Source organism: Paenibacillus germinis, assembly GCF_013141785.1.
GTDB lineage: Bacteria > Bacillota > Bacilli > Paenibacillales > NBRC-103111 > Paenibacillus_E > Paenibacillus_E phytorum.
The window spans coordinates 74,154-93,790 of record NZ_WHOC01000058.1; the positions used below are offsets into that span (position 1 = coordinate 74,154).

Consider the following 19,637-nt stretch of genomic DNA (forward strand, 5'->3'; position numbering starts at 1 on the left):
TTCGGGTCTCCTTTTCATTGTTTCAGCTTATCTGGAGGGATGCGTTTGCCTAAATGTCGGGTGACAAGTCAGGAGGATCATCTTACGTTTAGTCTTTGGTCATATTTTTCCTTCAGACGCTTTATATCCGCTCTGGGAGGAGAACCAAACATACGAGCATATTCGCGGCTGAATTGGGATGCACTTTCATAGCCTACCCGGAATGCGACATCAGCGGCATCCGCTGACTCGGATAATAATAGGCGTCGAGCTTCCTGCAATCGCAGTTGTTTTTGAAACTGAATGGGACTCATAGCGGTTACCTCTTTGAAGTGTCTGTGAAATGAAGAAATACTCATACTGGCTATTTCTGCAAGCTCTTCAATTCGCAAAGGCTTATCACAGTCATTGATAATTTGTTCGATAGCGTCCCTGATTCGATAGATACTGCTTCCTTCCATTGCGATTTGTGCCAGCGCAACTCCATACTGCCCTTGCAGAAGCCTGTATAGAATTTCCCTTGTGTAGATGGGAGCGAGGAACGGAATGTCTTTGGGATTGTCGAGCAAACGAGCTAATCTGAGTATCGCATCCAGTATAGGTAACTCTATCTGACCGACAAACATAGCTCGCTTAGCATTTTCTTTCGGGGTGATTTGAATGTCAGAGTTATTTAAAACCTCTAAAATTTGACTCTGTGTAAATTCAAGTTTGAAACTCAAATACGGGGCGTCGAAAGAAGCTTTTATGACCTGGCCGATCACCGGCAAGTTCATGGATGAAATAAGGTAGTCGGCAGGACCATATTCGAAACGCTCCTGTGCCAGCAATATCTCTTTCAAACCTTGAGCTATGAAACATAAGGAAGGCTTGTAAACTCTGTAGACTGGCTCGGTCACATTAGAGTAGCGAATAAAAAATAAAGATGGGATAGCGGTCAAGCAAACTCCGTCCTGACCCGAATGACGCTCAATTAGTTTGGCGAGCTCATATTGCTGTTTTAGTATTTCCTCCGACATAGGCTCCTCCTTGTTGTTTTATCTTTTTCAATTATAAGGTATATACGTCTTTAGCGTTAGTGGTAGTGAGAGGATTAGGCAATCATTTAAGACAATTGAGATAACGGTCTTTTTTTCATTTATTGCATAATAAGGTTACGCCATTTAACACACAAGAGTTCTTGACAGAACTTGAGGAGGAATGAAAGTGGAACGCCTATGGACGAAGCCGTTTATTCTCATAGCGGTAGGGATGTTTTTCCTATTCACCGGATTTTATTCGCTGTATCCGACGCTGCCGCTGTTCATCAAACAGATGGGCGGCAACGAAGCGCAGGTCGGTCTAGCGGCGGGCGCGTTTATGCTGTCTGCCGTTATTTTTCGTCCGATCGTCGGCGTGCTGCTGGACCGGTTTGGCAGGCGTCCCTTTATCGTATGGGGGCTGTTCTTTTCACCTTGGCGATGTATCTGTATGACTGGATCGGTGGAATTGTCGTTTTGATGGGGCTCAGAATATTGCACGGGATGAGCTGGGCCGTTTCCACAACCGCTGTTTACACGGCGATTGCGGATATGATCCCGTCGGCCCGTCGCGGAGAAGGAATGGGGTGGTTTGGCACGGCCACGACCATGGCTATGGCTGTCGGCCCGATATTCGGCATCTGGGTTACACAGAACCTGTCGTATCACGCTCTGTTTCTATTCGCCGTAGGCCTTTCTTCCGCAGCGCTGCTCTTGACGTTTGGTGCAAAAATGCCTTTCCGGCCAAAATCAGGCGCAAGGAGAATCGAATTTTTCGAAAAATCGGTCTTGCCCGGCACGGCGAGACGTTAGTCATTGTACCGGCCCTTGTGATTACGATTTCGGCTTTGATTACCTTGAGCTTTTCAACTGGATTGTTTGGCGTGCTCGTTTCAGCGGTACTGTACGGTATCGGTTTCGGTTCCGTGAATCCGGCTCTTCAAGCGGCAACGATACGTCTTGCCTACCGGGATCGTAAAGGAGTTGCCACTGCTTCTTTATTGACTTCTACCGACCTCGGTATCGGGCTAGGTGCGATCATGCTAGGCTGGGTCTCCCAGTACACGAGCTACCAGCTATTGTTTACGGTCAGCGCCGTGTCGGTCGCGTTTTCCTTGTTGCTATTCACATTCTTTGCGAAACGTTTATTGAAAAACAAAGGGCTTCGCCCTCGGAATACCGGTTCTCTTCCCTCCGAAATTAATTGACGCAGTTCCGCTGCGGCATGCTTCTTTCGGCCAGAATACATGAACCAGTGAAAAATAAAATTAAGGAGCGTATCGATTATATGGAGTATGTAAAGCTTGGCCGCACCGGTTTAGAAGTTTCACGAATATGCCTTGGTTGCATGAGTTATGGGGTACCCGAACGCGGAATAGCTCCATGGTCGCTGAATGAAGAGGAAAGCAGGCCATTCATTAAAAAAGCGCTAAAACTAGGCATTAACTTCTTCGATACTGCGAATGTTTACTCTGACGGAACGAGCGAGGAAATTGTCGGACGTGCATTGAAAGAAAATGCCCGTCGTGATGAGGTCGTCATTGCGACAAAGGTATTCTTTCGCATGCGCCCGGGTCCGAATGGTGCGGGACTTTCCCGTAAGGCAATTATGAGCGAAATTGATAACAGCCTGAGACGGCTGGGTACGGATTACGTTGATTTGTATCAGATCCACCGATTCGATAACACTACGCCTATTGAAGAGACGATGGAGGCACTCCATGACGTAGTAAAGGCAGGTAAGGCAAGGTATATAGGAGCTTCGTCGATGTATGCATGGCAGTTCTTGAAAGCGCAGCATGTCGCCGAACGTAACGGTTGGACCCAGTTTGTCTCCATGCAGAATTTATTGAATTTACTGTATAGGGAAGAAGAGAGGGAGATGCTGCCGCTTTGCCGCTCAGAGGGGATCGGTGTCATTCCATGGAGTCCGCTTGCTAAAGGTCGGTTAACCCGAGATTGGGATGAAAAGACAGCTCGTTCAGAGATAGATGAAGCCGGACAAAGGCTAGCTGCGGCAATGGTAGACGCCGATCGTAAGATCGTGGAGAAAGTTGCCGAAATTGCCGCCAAGCGGGGCATTCCTCGCGCGCAAGTCGCGCTTGCTTGGGTACTGCAAAAAGAGCAGGTAACAGCGCCGATCATAGGCGCAACAAAGCTTAATCATCTGGAGGATTCCGTTGCTGCGTTGTCGGTGAAGTTGGATTCAAACGAAATTGTGAGCCTAGAGGAGCCTTATGTACCGCATCAGGTATACGGCAACTAGAACTAGATGCTTTATCACAAGAGGGATAGCCTCTATTTTTATGTGAGTATAGAAAGTTGGAAAACTGGAAAGTTTTCGAATGTAAAAAGACGACACTCACGAGAGGTCGTCTTTTTTTGTTAATATAATTGAAAGGTAGGTAAAATAACCTACTTTCTCTCAGCTTTAAACCGCTCCAGCTCCTACAACACTTCGTTCTTGATAAGTGTATTCGTTCCAGCCAAGGTGGTATTGTGAAAAAAACGATCGACCTGAGCGTCTGCGGCAATTCTAGCTTCCATCTGCCACACCTGCTCCTCCATTCTGGAAAAACCTTTTCGAACGGTATCCGTATCAACGGAAGCAACGGCACGGTTCAGGTCTTGCATAGCCCGAGCGCTATTTGCTCTGGACATTAGAAACCACTTTTGGCTTTGCAGCTCGTCGTACAGCGCCTTCGAAGTATGAAGTGTTTCTTGCAGCATTGCGATATGCTGTTTCACAGTCTGATACTGCTCTAGATACACATGGAGCCTCTTTTCGCAAATGAGCTTTTCTTCTATTGCGAGCTGTGCGATCGTTTCATCATCCCGATCGAGCGCGAGAATTGTTTGTCGGACACGATTTCCGATGACCTGCTCAAGCTCGCTGATTAACGCTTCAAACTTGCGCTCTGCGATCAACTGATTCGCGAGCGCGTTCTTGGCGTTAGCGATTTGTTCCTCAAGCTCTCTAAGGTACTGCTTGATCATGTAGATCGGATTTTCCATTTTATCTAGCATCTCGTTGATATCGGCCAATGCAATGTCTTTTACTCTTTTAAAAATTCCCATTTGGTTTCTCCTCCTTGTGAATGTTGCGCTCCCATTCATCTAACATGTTCGCCCTGTGACTTAAGGGCATTTGATAGCTAACCGGCGGTATGGCAGCATCGATATTTGTAAACTGGTTGTTCTGCTTATGTGTTCGAAATCTTCTCCACAATAAATAGCCAATTAAAACGACGACAAGCATCAGTACGATGCTCAGAAGTGGCGATCCATGAAAGCCATGATGAATGCCTTCATAGGAGTTGCCTTTGAATTGGTGCCAATTCTCCGAGCCTCTGATATGTCTTTCTCCCATCTCTCATTCCTTCCTCTCTATTGTTTTACTTACATTTAGAAGTATAGGCTTGGTTTCTTAAGGAAAGGTGAAAGCCAACTGAATCTTAATTGAAAGGTTGCTGAAAATGCGCTGAATGTGCGTTCCATCCGATTTTTTCGTTAAAATTACTATGGCTCGAATTGCTCAGCAACCTTTTTTTAATTTCAGCTAAAGGGGATTGTGAAAATATGTTGAAATCTGTTAATTAATTGTTCAAAACTGACTAGCGATTGGCATCTATCTTATTGAGCGCAATGACGCAGCAGGGAGGGTTGGGAATGTATGTGGAAAATGAAGCAAGCGCAATAGTGAAGGAGCGAGTAATTGTTCAGCAGTACGAAATTGATAACACTTTGGTAGAACGGGCACAGCAAGGGGACACCGAAGCATTCGGTGAACTGATCGAACAGCATCGGAGCAAAGCGTGCGATTGGGCCAAGCGGATGACTGGAGACCCACATATGGCTGACGACGTCGTGCAGGATGCTCTTATTCGAGCATTTATGCATTTGGGATCTCTTGCGGATACGAGCCGGTTCCTCCCTTGGCTCCACAGGATTGTGTGCAATCAGGCAAACATGCGCTTGCGTCGCGGCGGCCCGTACCGAAAGGAAAGACCATTCACATCTATGGGGTCGGCCGTGAGTGAGGAGCCTCGAGTCGACTGGGAGAACCTTGACAGTATTCTGTACCATCTTGCTCGCACCGCGACCGATGCCGCAGTAAGGGATCAGGATCCGCAGGAAAACTTGCTGCGCAAAGAAATGTATGAAACGATACATGCACTGCTTCATTGCCTCACTCCTAAGGAACGCGGGATATTCAGGGCTTACTTTTTTCGCCAGCTGGGCCCTGAGGAGATCGCGTCCATGTACCGGATGACAACCGGTTCCATATATACATACATTCACCGATCGCGCCAAAAGCTGCGAAAAGAGCATATCCGCGTCGCTCTTGGCTTAATTCCTGAGAAGGGAGAATGTGGATTGATCAGAAGTAAAGTTTTGCAGATGCCGGAGTGGCCGGGGCATATCTCGGTTAAATCAACTTTTATTGACAGTATCGGGCGCATGCTGGCCGCTATAGGTGATCGTCGGGAGATGGCCGAACTGATGGGGGTCTCCAGCTTTGCTTTTCGCATGAAGATATCGGATCAAACTACATTCGCGGATAGCATTTATATTTTTGACTGGAGACGAACGCTGCAGACCTTCATGGAGGAGCTCGGTTACAAAATAACGATGCTCTGCGGGCAACTCTCGGATTCGCCTATACCTCTTCTCGGAGCAGTGGAGCGGTTTCCAGTCGTCTTGCCGATTGAAGAATCGGTTCTGCCTTTCATTCGGAAGTACATCGATCTTGGGAAGCCAGTTTTGTATTTTGATACACAGGCTTCTAAGCCCTATGTTCACGAATGGTCTGTTATTTACGGGTATGACGAAGAACAACAGATCGTATATATGTCCGATCAAATGCTTCCAGAGGGTAAAACGCTTACGTACGACGATGTGACGTACAATCCGGTTCGTTTTGCAGCAGGCATTGATAGTGTTCTTGAGCCGGATGTTCGGCCAATTCGGATATCGGAGCAAAAGCAGCAAGCTGAACGGACCGTTCGTTTTGCTGTCAATTATGCACGGAATGGCTGCGATTATCGCCCAATGACCAGCTACTTAAAGTACACGTCCGGGCTTGTAGCATATAACCGCTGGATAGGTCATCTTCGTAACCGTCACGTCGTACCGAACAGGTATGGATTAGGGCAGCTATCTGCGGTATATGCCGAGGCGAAACGTTATGCGTCGCTTTATTTACGTAGTGTTCCATTCGAAGGTGAAGCAATGCGGTTGACGTTGCTAGCTTCAGATGCTTATGAACAATCGGCGGAAGCGATGGAGCAATTGAGCTCATATGTGCCGTTCATTCGTTCATCTGAGATGCTATTAGCGGATATGCTTGAGACGTGTGCCGTTTATTTGGAACAAGCAAAAGAATTTGAGACGGCCGCCGTCGGTTATTTGGAAAAAGCGCTTACCTTTATTAGAGAAGAGAAGGGATGTAAATACTCATGACCGAAATACGATTTTTAACACAAATTGGATACAACATGAAAAATGTGATGGACGCGAAGGAGTCTTTTGAACGGGCGAACCCGGATATTCGGATCGTTGTCGAGCAGTTGAAAGACTATTTTGAAATCATGCAAGCACTTAAATCAGAAAACGCACCAGATATTATCGAAACAGGTGGCTATCAAATTGGCAACTCAGGAGGCATATTTATTGATTTAAACCCGTACATTGCAGAAAATAAAGGCTTGAAACAGGATTTATATTCGGGTCTTCTGCGGGTTGCGAGACATGGCGGAATGCTGCCTGGACTACCCATTGAAGTCAGCCCACCGCTCATCATATATAACAAAGAAATGTTCGACCGGGCAGGGCTAGCTTATCCAACTGAAACTTGGACCTGGGATGACATGGTTGAAATGGCGAAACAGCTAACAATTCGAGACAATGAAGGAATTGCGAGTCAGTTCGGTTTCGGACTCGGTGTTGATATCGAGTGGTTCGAACCTTTTGTAATGAGGAATGGAGGCAGGTACATATCACCCGACGGCTCGACGTCAAGAGGATATGTGGATAGCCCAGCTACAATTGAGGCATTTCGCAAAATTATCGATGCATACAGAGTTCACCATATTATTCGTAAGCCCGGAGAACATTTCATAGCGGAAAATGGGCTTGATGAGAGTGCGATGACATTCTGTTTTGTATGGGATACCCACCATCATAAACTGGATGAACGGTATGAAGTTGTCGGTTTGCCGTTATTACCAGGCGGGGAAGAGGTGAATATGATCTACATGGGCGGGATCGGTATAACGACGAATTCGTCGAATCCTCGGATCGCATGGGAATTCTTGCGCCATTACATCCTAGAGTGCCACTCGTGGATGCCACCGATTTCGAAATCGCAATCGGAACAGCGAGGATTGAATAAACATCGGATATGGTCCCGGTACTTAAAGGAGCTCGATCATGTGCAGCTCAGTGGCTACTATCTGAACAAGAAGTGGAATGCTTCCCGACAATTGATCAATGATGATATTCACAAAATGATCTTGGAAGGTGCCGATGTGTCACATACACTGAGGTCCTGGACGAGGTATACTTAAATGAATAGTACAGAGTTCAAGCAGGCTACCAAGTGTAAACTCGGTGGCCTGCTGTGCTAACGGGCAAACTTGATCATTGATAAATATTCGATCAACTGCTCGTGGTTTATTTGGAGTTTATGCGGCAAGGGATTATTGGTTAAAAGAGAGTTATCATATCTTTCGGGAATGACTGAGGAAAAAGTATCCTGCATTAATACTTCGAATGCAACATCCGTATAACCCCAACGTGTCAAAAGCTTTTTTGTGAATTCTGAATGATTCATTATATCGGTAGTCCCAAGGTGGTAAATGCCCGTTAGCCCTTGTTCCATCAAATATGTAAGCTGCATCGATAATAACTGATCGGTGTTTCTGGTGGAATACAAATTGGAATAAATCTTTATTGACTCTCCGTCTTGAAGCTGTTGTCTCAACTCGTTAGTTCGAGGTGTATCATGACCAAAAAGGGTTGGAATTCTAACAATGATAAGTTTATCTAAAAGTATTTCAGCCAATACCCTTTCACATTCCACTTTAAATTGTCCATAATCACTGGCAGCAGAGGGGGGATCCTCTTCGAAATGCGGCGACTCGGTACTTGCATCAAATACATTAGAGGTAGAACAAAAAATCATTCGGCCACCTGTATTTCTTAAGTATTCTGCTGTTTTAATATGGAACTTAAGCTGCTTTACAAAATCTCCGCGCAAAGCCATAACTACGAAATCGGGATTGACTTGCGATAAAAACTTCTCCAATACATCAAGTTCACCAATCGGAAGCTGAATAGTACGACCTGAAGGTAAAAATGACGGTTTATTCAAATGATAACTTCCATAAACATCATGATGACTAACTGTAAGAGTTTTAGTTAATGCTTTTCCGACTGTTCCGCTTACTCCGAAGATGATTATTTTCATTTAGTCTTATCTCCTTTGAGGATTCAGAGAGGTACCTGCTAACGGTGTGGGAAAGATGAGCGAACGGACCTTGATCCATAGGATATACAAATATTGTGTTACGTAAAAATATTTTATTGTGTTGATCGATAATTGTCAAATTTATATATTGAATAGAAAAAATGAACGAATTACCACTTCTCATCTTGTTGTGGGCATCGACATTGTGAAGGAAACTCATGTCGCGCAAGCGACTAATTTTCGCGGCAGCGTACTTTCAAATCGTCAGGCGGCCAATTTTCTCTTGTTTATGACCGTCGAAGAGAAAATCGGCCAGCTGCTTCAGCTTTGGGGCTGAACGGAGGAATGCTTCAGAGACATTCGTACGGTTGGGGATCAAAAGAAATGAAAAAGACGAATACATGAAACCTTGCTCCATTCGGATCAGGGCTTTAATGTATTCGTTTCAAGTGACAACCTATGAATAGAAGTATTCAGCTTCAAAGGCTTTCTCTTGCAAAGCTTTAAGCTCCTATCCCTTTAGCGAGCCGGACGTGATGCCGTTAATGATATATTTTTGCATGAAAATGTAGAACAGAATGAGTGGTGCAACCGCTAGGAGCATCATAGGGAAGAAATTCGTCCAGTCGGTCGAGAATTGCCCAATATTGCGGAACACTTCTAAGAGCAATACACCCTTTGAACGGGATTGCAAGAACAACAATGGTGTCATGAAATCATTCCACACACCAAGTGTATTCAAAATCGCTACAGTGGCAATCACCGGCGTAAGCAGAGGGAACACAATCTGCCAGAATGTTCTCCAAACCCCACAGCCGTCTACTCTTGCCGCTTCTTCCAGTTCAAATGGAACGGTAGAGCTGATAAAGCTTTTAATTAAAAAGATAGAGAACGGAAGGCTGTAACAAATTTCTATAAGAACAATGCCCGTGTGGGTATTCATAAGCCCAAGCTGGGCTACCTGTTGATAAAGTGCTAAGATCCCCATTTGGTACGGTACCATCATCCCAACCATGAATAAAAGGAACACGATCCGATTGAAGTGATTAGTGCGTCGTACCAAACTGTAAGCAGCCATCGCAGAAAACATAACAATACCCGTAACAGAGGAAATCGTAATGATAAGGTTGTTTCCCAACACATGAATGTAGTTCATTGCCTTAAAGGCGCGAATGTAATTGACGAACGTGATGTTAACTGGAAGGCCCAGCGGATGAGAGACCGCATCAGCTGGGGTCTTAAAAGTCGTGATGATCAAATAGTAAATAGGGATCATAAAAATCGCCGCTAAGACGAGCATGAGAATTTCCGTGACGGCAGTTTCTTTTGTATATCTATTCATGATTACCGCCGCTCCCACATCTTGATTAGTGAAATGTGAATAAAGGTGATGATGCCAACGAGGATAACGAAGACGATACCGAATGCGGCTCCGTAGCTATAGAAACCTTCACTGAGCCCTTTCTTGAGCATGAGTGATACGATCGTTTCCGTAGAATACCCCGGGCCACCACCAGTCAAGGCGTAAACAATATCAAATACCTTCATGCCGTTTATCATCCCCATAACCGTATTGAAAGTGATCGCCGGAAGCAGTAGAGGAAGTGTGATATAGCGGAACATTTGCAACCCACTCGCTCTGTCAATCTTCGCCGCTTCGTAATAATCTGTTGAGATGCTCTGCAAGTTGGCCAAATAAATAACCATTGTGTAACCAACCCACTGCCATACGGAGGCGATGATGACCGAATAGAGGGCAAGATGAGGATCTCCGAGAAAATTGATGCGTTCAAAGCCAAGAGCGACTACAAGTTGATTAATCAAGCCAAAGTCGGAGGGTGAGTACATAAAATTCCAGAGAAAACCGATAACCAATACGCTGAACACCGCAGGAAGGAAGAACGCAGCCCGCAGCAGATTTTTTGTTTTTAATTTTTTATTGAGAAACACCGCTAATGGAATGGCTAGTACATTCTGCCCAAGCATCGCGAGAACCGCATAGATTAAAGTGTTTTTAATACCTGTCAAATAGAGTGAATCTTTAAATAGAGCTATATAATTGTCTAGACCAACAAACTTGACAACAACCGGATGCACGTCTGACCAGTTTGTAAAGCTGTATAACGCGGTCTTTAACGTCGGAATTATGAAAAAGGTACAATAAATAAGTAAGGCAGGAAGCAAAAGCAAAACATAACTGATCTCTCGTTTGAAAATTTTTGGTTTGTTCATGTGCAACAACCTTTAGCTTATAGGATGTACAAGGGGCAAATCGCTTTGCCCCTTGTAATTTATACGGCCTATTTAGATTTCTCCAGCAGTTCAGCTGCTTTCTTGTCTACCGCTTCTAGCACTTGATGAGGCGATTTGGTACCGGCTATGATTTCTTGAATACCTTTTCCTAGATCTGTGAAAGCAGGATAAGCAACGCCCCAATTATTAACAGGGTACATGACATTGCCTGCCTTGAAAGCTTCTTGAGCACCGTTGTACTCTGCTGGCATTTCAAAAGTAACGCCTTTCAAGAAAGATGAACCGCCTTTATTATCGGTCCAGTAAGCATTCTGACCTTCTGGTGTGGATAACAGGTCAAGCACCTTGTACGCCGCATCTTTGACTTTTGACTTCGCATTCAATCCAAACGATACCCCTGGACCGCCGACCATCCAACCCGGACCGCCTTTTGTGCCCAGGTTCGGGAACATATCAATCTTCATGTTAGGCGCTTTTTGCTTAAAGGTTTCCATGTACCAAGGTCCTGCTTGGAACATAGCTGCCTTGCCGCTTGTAAATTCGTCAATGGCTTGTTCTTCTTCAAGCCCAAGCATATCTTTGGTGAAGACACCGTGTTTCAAGTATTCGGTCCATGTCGTCAAAGCAGGCTCCAGCGCATCGACCATTTTCGCGGTTCCTTTGCCAAAATCATCATTCCATTTTTTACCTTCCGTTGTGCCGATAAAATCATTTAATGCCAAACCGAGGAAGGACTGGCCCGCTACGTTAGGATTCTTTAGACCGATCGCTTGGGGTTTGATGCCATTCTTCTTCAGCACGTCCGCTACTTGGAAGTACTCATCAAGCGTTTTTGGTATTTTCAGGTTATATTTGGTGAATAGATCAACGTTATAGTAAACCCCGTTAAACCAACTAGCTTGCGGCAACCCGTACAGTTTATTATCAAATGTTACGGTGGACGTGCCGGTATTATAATACTTGCTAGCGTAGCGCTCTGTTAAATCTTCGAAGTAACCTGTTTTGACGGTTTTAGCGTCCACTACTCCACCGATTATGTCAGGACCTTCGCCTGCTGCAAGTTGTGTTTTGATGACATCTGTGTAAGTCTTGTTATCGATGAACTGATACTCCACATCTACATCGGGAAGTTTATCTTTGAATAATTGCAGAAGTGTCTTTACACTGTCTTCTTTGTTCCAATACGATAATCTGACTTTTACTTTCTTTACCGGTACCTGATCCTTTGTTTCTTTCGTTTCCGTTGTAACCTTCGGTGTTACATTTTCCTTTGTCCTGCTGTTGTCCGTACTGTTATTACTGCAGCCTGTAAATAGGATCGACAAGGTGAGTATAGCGGTAGCGGAGACTGACCATTTCCTCTTCATACAAAGACCTCCCAAATTTAGATAGTTTGTTTCTCAGTTCTGTTATCATTGTAGTATAAATGCCATTTTAATCGAAATAACAGATTTTTTCGAAACCTAACAGAATTTATCTAAAAATAGTAACTAAGCTATGCGATTAATAAGAACATAGTATGAATTGGAATACCTGGCGTGCTATGCTTTGAATAGCTCTCGTATGAACGGATAGGGAGGAAAATATGTATCATATACTAGTAGTCGATGATCAACAAGCAGAAATTGATGCCATTGAATGGCTTATTCATAAGCATGCTCTACCATTTTCTGTTGCTCAGGCCAATGATGGGGAAGTAGCGCTGGACTATATAAGGGGGCATCATGTCGATCTGTTATTCACGGATATTCGCATGCCATTCATGGACGGTCTAGAGTTAATTAGGCAGGCAAAAGTAGTCGCTCCGGACCTTAAGGTGCTTATTTACAGTGCTTATGGGGAATTTGAATATGCACAAAAAGCGATTCAGCTTGGAACGGTTAATTATATGTTAAAGCCGATCGATGTGAAGGAATTCCTCAAAGTGTTCCATTCCATAATCAATATACTTGAGGACGAACGACTTCAGAGAGAGAAAGATGAGCTGCTGATCAAAGGCTTTCATAAAGGAGTGGCGTATGAGAAAGAAAAGCTCCTGTTTGATCTCCTTCAAGGCCGTGAGAGTGACGTCCATTTCGAGGAACGGGCAGCTTTTGCTGGCCTAAGTCATCTGTCAAATAAGCGGATGTATATGATTATGATTGGATTGCTAAATCATTTTTTTGATCTGCATCATGCAGAAGTGTTCGAATGCCTTCAGTCGACTTGTAAACAAGAGATGCTTTATTTAAATATGAATGAGTATCAAAGCATCATGCTAATCGCTATAGATCCAGCTTCAACGATCAGCGATAACCAGCAAGAGCTTATGGCTTATGGGAATTGGGTTAAAGAATGGCTGGAGACTCGCTTCGATCGGCGAAGTTTTATTATTGTTGGTCGTCCGATCGATAAGCTAGAGGGACTTCATGACGAGTTTAACCAAATGGAAGAGTTAATGAATTTTCGGTTTTTTATGGATAGCAGTGTCGTTTGTTCCAAAGATGATGAAAGCATTTATGTCCATGTAGATGACGAATCGTTAGAGCTTATGCTAAAGGATATTTATACTTCCATTGCACAAAATGATTATCGTACACTTGAGCATCGAATAGAGTTTCTCATTGCGAGTATGCGCAGTTGTAAGCGGTTTAGTTCTATTTATGCCAAACTCATATTTACTGAAATATTAAAAAAAATAGTAGAGTTTCAAGGAAAAAAATACGTCAATTTATTAAAGGATGGCTTGGAGCGAATTGCACTTTGCAATTCGATTGCTGAGTTGAGGCAAGTCATTTTATCCGTTTTTCAGGAGCATTTGCTGCGAATCGAAACGGCGACAGATGATCAATGCCGCAAAGTGATTGAAGATGTACAGACGCTCATCCAGCTAGAATACGGGAGTGATATTGGGGTCGAATATCTAGCCAAGCGCGTCTTTTTATCGCCAAGTTATTTAAGTTTTCTGTTTAAAAAAAGTACAGGCCAAAGCCTAGTCAAATATATTACAGCCGTTCGAATGGAGCGAGCGAAGGAACTGCTGCGTGATTCAACGATTAAAGTTGTAGATATTGCCAGTACAGTTGGATTCGCGAACACTTCCTATTTTAATTTAATGTTTAAGCAATATAACGGCTTGACTCCTGTTCAATATCGAGAGCGTGGTGGAAGGAGGTGACTCCGCTCAAATTTATTCGTAATCTCCGCCTGCGCCAAAAATTATTACTTTCTTATGTGATTGTCATTTTCCTGCCAACAATTGTACTGGGCTTGTATGCCTACCATAATTCCAAATCTTCATTGGAAAGCCAGTTTTTGCAAAGCGCGGATAACGAGGCGAAGAAGGTCGCACTAGAGATCAGTTACCGACTTCAGAGGCAGGATGTCCCAATGAAATCGATTGTTTTCCATCCTGCGCTTATTGATTTGATGAGTAATCCGAATCAGGATTTGTACACACAATTTAAGACGCTGAATGATAAAATTGAACCTATTTTTTTTAACTTGATGTATATGGTTGGAGATATGAATGAGATTATGTTGTATTCCGAGAATCGGCTATCTGAATTAGGAAACTTCATTACTCCTTCTACAGCAGTTAAGGATAAGGATTGGTATCTAGAGACAAAGGGCAGTGATACAACCAAGTGGTGGTTCGAAGATGGAGAATTGTTTGCCACACGAGTGATTTACAATATCGAGTTTCAGACCGTGAGCGGTGAACTTTATGTCAGGTTTGATTACAATAAAATCTTTGGTGATTTCATTGGCAGGGTGAATGAAGGGTATGGCATCATCATTACCGATAGACAGAATCGGCCCGTTTTAACAGAGCATGTTGGGCAGATGGATGATGATCAACTACAATCACTTTCAAGGAAGGGTACTTCAAAAGCGACCATAGGTGGCGAATCCTATTTAGTTGTAAACAAAGATATTCCTCAAACCGATTGGATACTGCATTATTTGGCCCCTGATAATCAGTACAAAACAGGCATTGGCAATATTTTAAGCGCAACGGGCATCATTGTACTCATCTGTATGGTTTTCCTCAGTATCATTATCTTCTTGTTCTCAGAAACGCTGTTAAAAGGAATCGAGAAATTAAACACCAAAATGAAGATGGTGGAAAATGGTGATCTTACTGTTGTTGTATCAACGAATTCGAAAGATGAAATCGGGCAGCTTACCGATCAATTCGGTTCTATGCTTAAACAAATTAATCAGCTCATTTCGGAGGTATATCAGACAAAGATCACTCAAAAGTCGGCCGAACTCAAAGCGCTGCAAGCTCAGATCAATCCCCATTTTCTATACAACTCTTTGTCTTTAATTAATTCAAAAGCGCTGCGTATCGATGCCCAAGAAATTAGTGACTTGGTGAATCATCTTTCTAGTTTTTACAGAACGACTTTAAATAAAGGGAAGCAGATTATTTCGATTCAAGATGAATGGACAAACGTCCAAGCGTACATACATATTCAAATAGCTATGCACAATACAAGATTTGAAGTAGAATTCGATGCAGACGACAAGGTATTTCAATTTGAAATGATCCATTTGATCTTGCAGCCGATTGTTGAAAATGCGATTATGCATGGCCTCGATCTGAAGCGTGAGGGGCGAGGTAAACTCATCCTGCGGGCAAGTCTCGACGGTGAGGATATTGTTTTTGCCGTGGAGGATAATGGCGTCGGTATGGAACCGTATATAATTGAGCGTATTCTTAAACATGAAAGTACTGGTTATGGCATGAAAAATGTGCAAGATAGATTACAGCTCTTATTCGGATCCGAATACGGGATCATTATTCATAGTCAACCTGGGATTGGCACTTCAGTTATCGTACGCATACCGCAGTATCGTCACATTAGAGAAGACGAGTCATGATCACATAAGGGCCAATGCTCATAAGAGCATGGCTTTTTTTTTGTGTTGCGGCGGTAAAGCCATGTTCGTTTTTTTGTTTCCAATCGAAATCTGTTAGATTTCAAAAAATACTATTATTTTGCAGGGGTTCAAATGATAATACAATGTAAATATGAACAGATGGCATCGCCAACCACCATTGCAAGCGCTTTAAATGATTGTGTCTGACATTAAATAAAGAACGAGAGGATTGTTGATCTATGTTCAAACGAACAATGTGTAAAATGATCTGTTTTATGATTCTAGCAAGCTTCTTTCTTCAGAACAATGCTCCTAGTGTCTATGCTGATAGCGGCCAGTTGGACGTGTGGGTGGTAAATGCAATGAAAGCCGTATACAGGACCAGCACGATCCCCGCAAATCCTGGAAACAGCATTGATCTTGTTTCAGCCAGAAACGAATACGAAAGTGAGCAAATTGCTGTAAGAAGCAATAGTGATTTTGAGATTACTGGAATTGAATTTTCCGATCTTGCATCTTCTGGAAATACGATCTCAAACAGCAACTTAAGCTATCATTTTGAAGAATACGTGCTTGAGGATACCGTGCAGCCCAATCAATATCGACCGGATTTGGTAGGCACGCAAATCTACCCCTTATCCGAAATTCCCGACCCGCTTTCGAACGATACATCTATACATGTGGCGGCAAATTCAACTCAGCCCATCTTAATAACGAATTATGTCCCTGCCGATGCTGTTCCTGGCCTCTATCACGGTATGGTTACGGTGAAATCGACTTTGGGCGATTATCAAGTACCTATTAACGTTGAAGTAGCTAACGCTGAAATCCCTCAAACCTCTAAGGCTAATTTCGTTAATTATCAGTGGTCTATGACTAATGGTTTTATGATTGGAGGTTCTCCACCTGAGATTGCTGATGATCCTCTAACTCAGTCTAGTTATGACGTTGGTCAGAACTACTACGGAGTGGAGACGTATAGCGATGAGTGGTTTGAACTTATGGATAATTTCGCCAAAACCATGACCGACTATCGTCAGAACATGATTTGGGTTCGTACAGACCTATTATTAAACGCAAAGGGTACCAAGATGGTGTCTTTTAAAGACGGGATACCGGAACATATAGACTGGTCTTTGTTCGATCGATATGTTCAAACCTTTATGGATAGAGGGATTACTCATTTTGCGAACATTCACTTGATCCATGCATTAGAACAAATGCCACAAAGTGAGAGGCCAAACAATGATAATCCCGAAGATCCGTGGAAAACGTCCATACCCGAACCCGATTCACTACCTGTTACAGACGCTTATCTTACTAACTACTTGTCGGCATTGCACGATCATTTAGAAGATAAAGGTTGGCTTAACGATAATGGTTTCACTTGGTATCAGCATACTAAGGACGAACCCAACGGTGCTAGCATTACAAACTATATGACGTATATCGCAAGACAATTAAAAGAAATCGTTCCGGATTTCAAGACATTGGACGCTGATGCGGGCGGTACTTTAATGAACGAAGCCATCAAACCCTATGTGGATGTTTGGGTCCCGTTAACGCCGGTTTTTCAGGACAAGAAAAATCTATATAAGGCGGAGCAGGCGGCAGGCAAAGACTTGTGGGTGTATACTTGCGATGCCAATCCGGCTCCATGGTTGAACAGATTCTGGACGCAACCCATATCGACAGGCAGGCTGTTATTCTGGAATCTTAGCCAAGACGGTGTTCAAGGGCACTTGCATTGGGGATGGAACGTATGGTATGTCCCGCATTATGGCGATTCCACGATCGTATATCCGGATAAGGATCATATGACGGTTAAGAGCTCGCTGCGCTACGAGGCCCAAAGAGACGGACTTGAGGATTACGAACTGATGCACCAACTCAAGCAAACCAATCCCGAGCTTGCCAAACGTATAGCGGACAGCGCTGTTAACCCGTCTGATCCGAGAAAATATACCGTTGACCCTGAATATATCAGAATGCTTCATAATTATCTGGTTAAAGCGGCTGCCGGAGACCCTGTGGGTGCAATTCCTGTGCCAAGTAGTCCCTACGATGGGCAGGATGTACCTATGACCTACATGACCGATAACGCGACCGGCGAGATCACCTTCAATGGTGAATGGTTTGCAAAAAGCCGGAAATACGCTTATATGGGCGGTGTTCAAGGCACGTTGAAAGCGGAAGATGATTTGACCTATACCTTTACAGGGTCCGGTATCGATCTTATTGCGGAGAAAAATGAAGGCTCCGGTAAAATTGCCGTAACCGTCGACGATTCCGCTCCGGTGATTATAGACCTATATGAGAAAGTTCAACTCGATTCGATATCGGTATACAGCAATCATAATCTGTCAGCAGGCAAGCACACGATCAGGGTAGTGAACTTGGAAAACAAAAACCTGTACGTTGACGGCTTTCGAGTAAGCATGTATGAAGGACAGATGATCTATGACGGAACGCTGCAAAGTTTGGAGATGACTAACGCGCCTTCGGTTCTTTTTAATAAAAACAATATGAATTACCAGGTCATCATTCCCAACGATGTAGACGTGATCACAATTACACCAACGCTTGCGGATGCAAATGGCACCCTGGATGTCAACGGGCAACGTTTCGGCAGCGGTAAGAGACTTACATTCAACATCCCTACAGGTAAAAGTAAGATCCTTATTCGGTCTACCGCAAGTGATGGGGAAACCACGAGACTCTATACGTTGAACTTTCTCAAAGGCAATGTAAATCAACAGACCGCCAATATTGCGAGAAGCTATTCAGATATTACAGCAACAGCTGCAAGGGAAGCCAATAGCGGCTATGGTGCTTCGAATATGGTTGACGGCAGTTATGGTTCCATGTTTGCTAGTATTAGCGGGTATACTAACACGCATCCGTTCCCACATGAGATCAATCTTACTTGGGATCAACAGATGACCTTTAATACGATTGTCATGGCCACACCATCAGGGTTATTACAGGGGATAACAGATATTGATGTTGAGGCTACTTCAGATGGAACGAATTGGACCACAATTGCGAAGAGGGTACCGATTCAATGGAATAGCAGCAAAGACGACAACATCATGGAATACGCGTATGCGAATATCCCTACAGTTAATAACGCGCTGAAGCTGAGGTTAAAGGTCAATGACGCTAACCATACGTATTGGGGCATATATGCTATATATGAGCTAGAGCTTTATAACCTCCCAGACAACGGAGAGATAAGCCCTGTAGCAGATGGAACGCTGAGGAATTTAACAATCTCTAATGTTCCCTCCTTTACGTTTGACAACAGCACGACGACCTTCCAAGTCATGATTCCTAATGATGTAAGTACCATCGCGATTACGCCAACGCTTTCGGACGATGCAGGTACTCTGCAGATCAACGGAAAGCGGGTCGCCGATAACACAGCACAGACTTTTGACATTCCAGTCGGGAAAAGCGTGGTTCATATCAGGTCCACCGCAAGCGACGGGACGACGACAAAGCTCTACACGTTGAACTTTCTCAAAGGAAATGTGAATGAGCCAGGCACCAATATTGCCAGAAGCTATTCTGATATTTCAGCAACGGCAGAACGCGAAGGCGAAGACTATAGTGCCAAGAAAATGGTTGACGGCATTATTTATACCATGTTCGCGAGTTCGCGAGGCTACAATACCGATCATCCGTTTCCGCATCAAATTAATCTTACTTGGGAACAAAAGCAAACCTTTAACACCATCGTCATGGCCACGACATCTGGATTAATCCAGGGTATTTCCAATATTGATGTTCAGGCTTCTACAGACGGAGTAAACTTTGAAACCATAGCGAAGGGGGTACCGATCCAATGGAAAAGCAGCATAGATGACAACGTAATGGAGCACACCTTTGCCAATATTCCTGAAGTACGAGATGCACTGAAGCTGAGAATACAGGTCAATGATGCGAACTATACGACATGGGGCATGTATGCTGTGTATGAGCTTGAGCTCTATAATCTCGCGGAGAACGGAGAAATTGGCGCGAACACACATACGATCACAGCG

General features: G+C 43.9%; 14 protein-coding genes and 1 pseudogene. 7 read left to right on the forward strand and 8 right to left on the reverse strand.

Annotated elements, in window-relative coordinates:
• Positions 1 to 77: 77 nt before the first annotated feature.
• Complete coding sequence (locus tag GC102_RS11255) at positions 78 to 998, reverse strand: AraC family transcriptional regulator (RefSeq protein ID WP_171689609.1); 921 nt, start codon at positions 996 to 998, stop codon at positions 78 to 80.
• A gap of 187 nt (positions 999 to 1,185) precedes the next feature.
• On the opposite strand from GC102_RS11255, the pseudogene GC102_RS11260 reads away from it, so the two are divergent.
• Both GC102_RS11260 and GC102_RS11265 read left to right on the forward strand, forming a co-directional pair.
• A pseudogene (locus tag GC102_RS11260) lies at positions 1,186 to 2,206 on the forward strand (MFS transporter).
• Positions 2,207 to 2,286: 80 nt separating this feature from the next.
• Complete coding sequence (locus tag GC102_RS11265) at positions 2,287 to 3,264, forward strand: aldo/keto reductase (RefSeq protein ID WP_171689610.1); 978 nt, start codon at positions 2,287 to 2,289, stop codon at positions 3,262 to 3,264.
• 182 nt (positions 3,265 to 3,446) lie between these two features.
• Here the strand turns inward: GC102_RS11265 and GC102_RS11270 are convergent, their stop codons facing one another.
• Positions 3,447 to 4,076 carry a PspA/IM30 family protein gene (locus tag GC102_RS11270; RefSeq protein WP_171689611.1) on the reverse strand — a complete coding sequence of 210 codons (630 nt, stop codon included), beginning with the start codon at positions 4,074 to 4,076 and terminating at the stop codon, positions 3,447 to 3,449.
• Positions 4,063 to 4,368 (reverse strand): hypothetical protein, encoded by a 306-nt coding sequence (locus GC102_RS11275; RefSeq protein WP_171689612.1) that lies wholly within the window; start codon positions 4,366 to 4,368, stop codon positions 4,063 to 4,065. Before GC102_RS11275 ends, GC102_RS11270 begins: the two co-directional genes overlap by 14 nt.
• Before the next feature lie 299 nt (positions 4,369 to 4,667).
• Here GC102_RS11275 and GC102_RS11280 point away from each other — a divergent pair, with 299 nt between their 5' ends.
• A complete protein-coding gene (locus GC102_RS11280; protein WP_171689613.1) occupies positions 4,668 to 6,461 on the forward strand; it encodes an RNA polymerase sigma factor in 1,794 nt (597 codons plus the stop codon).
• On the forward strand, positions 6,458 to 7,567 hold the full coding sequence (locus GC102_RS11285) for an ABC transporter substrate-binding protein (RefSeq protein ID WP_171689614.1): 1,110 nt from the start codon (positions 6,458 to 6,460) through the stop codon (positions 7,565 to 7,567). Before GC102_RS11280 ends, GC102_RS11285 begins: the two co-directional genes overlap by 4 nt.
• A gap of 56 nt (positions 7,568 to 7,623) precedes the next feature.
• Here the strand turns inward: GC102_RS11285 and GC102_RS11290 are convergent, their stop codons facing one another.
• The 5 genes from GC102_RS11290 to GC102_RS11310 all read right to left on the reverse strand — a co-directional run bounded on the left by GC102_RS11290 (position 7,624) and on the right by GC102_RS11310 (position 12,089).
• Complete coding sequence (locus GC102_RS11290) at positions 7,624 to 8,469, reverse strand: sugar nucleotide-binding protein (protein WP_171689615.1); 846 nt, start codon at positions 8,467 to 8,469, stop codon at positions 7,624 to 7,626.
• 256 nt (positions 8,470 to 8,725) lie between these two features.
• Positions 8,726 to 8,872, reverse strand: a complete 147-nt coding sequence (locus GC102_RS11295; RefSeq protein WP_171689616.1) for a hypothetical protein — start codon at positions 8,870 to 8,872, stop codon at positions 8,726 to 8,728.
• A gap of 108 nt (positions 8,873 to 8,980) precedes the next feature.
• Positions 8,981 to 9,811, reverse strand: a complete 831-nt coding sequence (locus tag GC102_RS11300; RefSeq protein WP_171689617.1) for a carbohydrate ABC transporter permease — start codon at positions 9,809 to 9,811, stop codon at positions 8,981 to 8,983.
• A 2-nt stretch (positions 9,812 to 9,813) separates the two neighbouring features.
• Positions 9,814 to 10,701 carry a carbohydrate ABC transporter permease gene (locus GC102_RS11305; protein ID WP_171689618.1) on the reverse strand — a complete coding sequence of 296 codons (888 nt, stop codon included), beginning with the start codon at positions 10,699 to 10,701 and terminating at the stop codon, positions 9,814 to 9,816.
• A 68-nt stretch (positions 10,702 to 10,769) separates the two neighbouring features.
• Positions 10,770 to 12,089 (reverse strand): ABC transporter substrate-binding protein, encoded by a 1,320-nt coding sequence (locus GC102_RS11310; RefSeq protein ID WP_171689619.1) that lies wholly within the window; start codon positions 12,087 to 12,089, stop codon positions 10,770 to 10,772.
• A 218-nt stretch (positions 12,090 to 12,307) separates the two neighbouring features.
• Here GC102_RS11310 and GC102_RS11315 point away from each other — a divergent pair, with 218 nt between their 5' ends.
• From GC102_RS11315 to GC102_RS11325, 3 genes are all read left to right on the forward strand, one after another.
• Positions 12,308 to 13,879 carry a response regulator transcription factor gene (locus tag GC102_RS11315; protein WP_171689620.1) on the forward strand — a complete coding sequence of 524 codons (1,572 nt, stop codon included), beginning with the start codon at positions 12,308 to 12,310 and terminating at the stop codon, positions 13,877 to 13,879.
• Positions 13,876 to 15,591, forward strand: coding sequence for a cache domain-containing sensor histidine kinase (locus GC102_RS40310; protein WP_171689621.1), 1,716 nt, complete (start codon positions 13,876 to 13,878; stop codon positions 15,589 to 15,591). The genes GC102_RS11315 and GC102_RS40310 overlap by 4 nt, the downstream gene beginning before the upstream one ends.
• Before the next feature lie 239 nt (positions 15,592 to 15,830).
• The coding region (locus tag GC102_RS11325) for a glycoside hydrolase domain-containing protein (protein WP_171689622.1) at positions 15,831 to 19,637 on the forward strand (3,807 nt) is incomplete at its 3' end.

Bases quoted from the DNA above. Each gene is read 5' to 3' on its own strand.
- GC102_RS11255 (WP_171689609.1), bottom strand. From the start codon at position 998: ATGTCGGAGGAAATACTAAAACAGCAATATGAGCTCGCCAAACTAATT.
- GC102_RS11265 (WP_171689610.1), top strand. From the start codon at position 2,287: ATGGAGTATGTAAAGCTTGGCCGCACCGGTTTAGAAGTTTCACGAATA.
- GC102_RS11270 (WP_171689611.1), bottom strand. From the start codon at position 4,076: ATGGGAATTTTTAAAAGAGTAAAAGACATTGCATTGGCCGATATCAAC.
- GC102_RS11275 (WP_171689612.1), bottom strand. From the start codon at position 4,368: ATGGGAGAAAGACATATCAGAGGCTCGGAGAATTGGCACCAATTCAAA.
- GC102_RS11280 (WP_171689613.1), top strand. From the start codon at position 4,668: ATGTATGTGGAAAATGAAGCAAGCGCAATAGTGAAGGAGCGAGTAATT.
- GC102_RS11285 (WP_171689614.1), top strand. From the start codon at position 6,458: ATGACCGAAATACGATTTTTAACACAAATTGGATACAACATGAAAAAT.
- GC102_RS11290 (WP_171689615.1), bottom strand. From the start codon at position 8,469: ATGAAAATAATCATCTTCGGAGTAAGCGGAACAGTCGGAAAAGCATTA.
- GC102_RS11295 (WP_171689616.1), bottom strand. From the start codon at position 8,872: ATGTATTCGTCTTTTTCATTTCTTTTGATCCCCAACCGTACGAATGTC.
- GC102_RS11300 (WP_171689617.1), bottom strand. From the start codon at position 9,811: ATGAATAGATATACAAAAGAAACTGCCGTCACGGAAATTCTCATGCTC.
- GC102_RS11305 (WP_171689618.1), bottom strand. From the start codon at position 10,701: ATGAACAAACCAAAAATTTTCAAACGAGAGATCAGTTATGTTTTGCTT.
- GC102_RS11310 (WP_171689619.1), bottom strand. From the start codon at position 12,089: ATGAAGAGGAAATGGTCAGTCTCCGCTACCGCTATACTCACCTTGTCG.
- GC102_RS11315 (WP_171689620.1), top strand. From the start codon at position 12,308: ATGTATCATATACTAGTAGTCGATGATCAACAAGCAGAAATTGATGCC.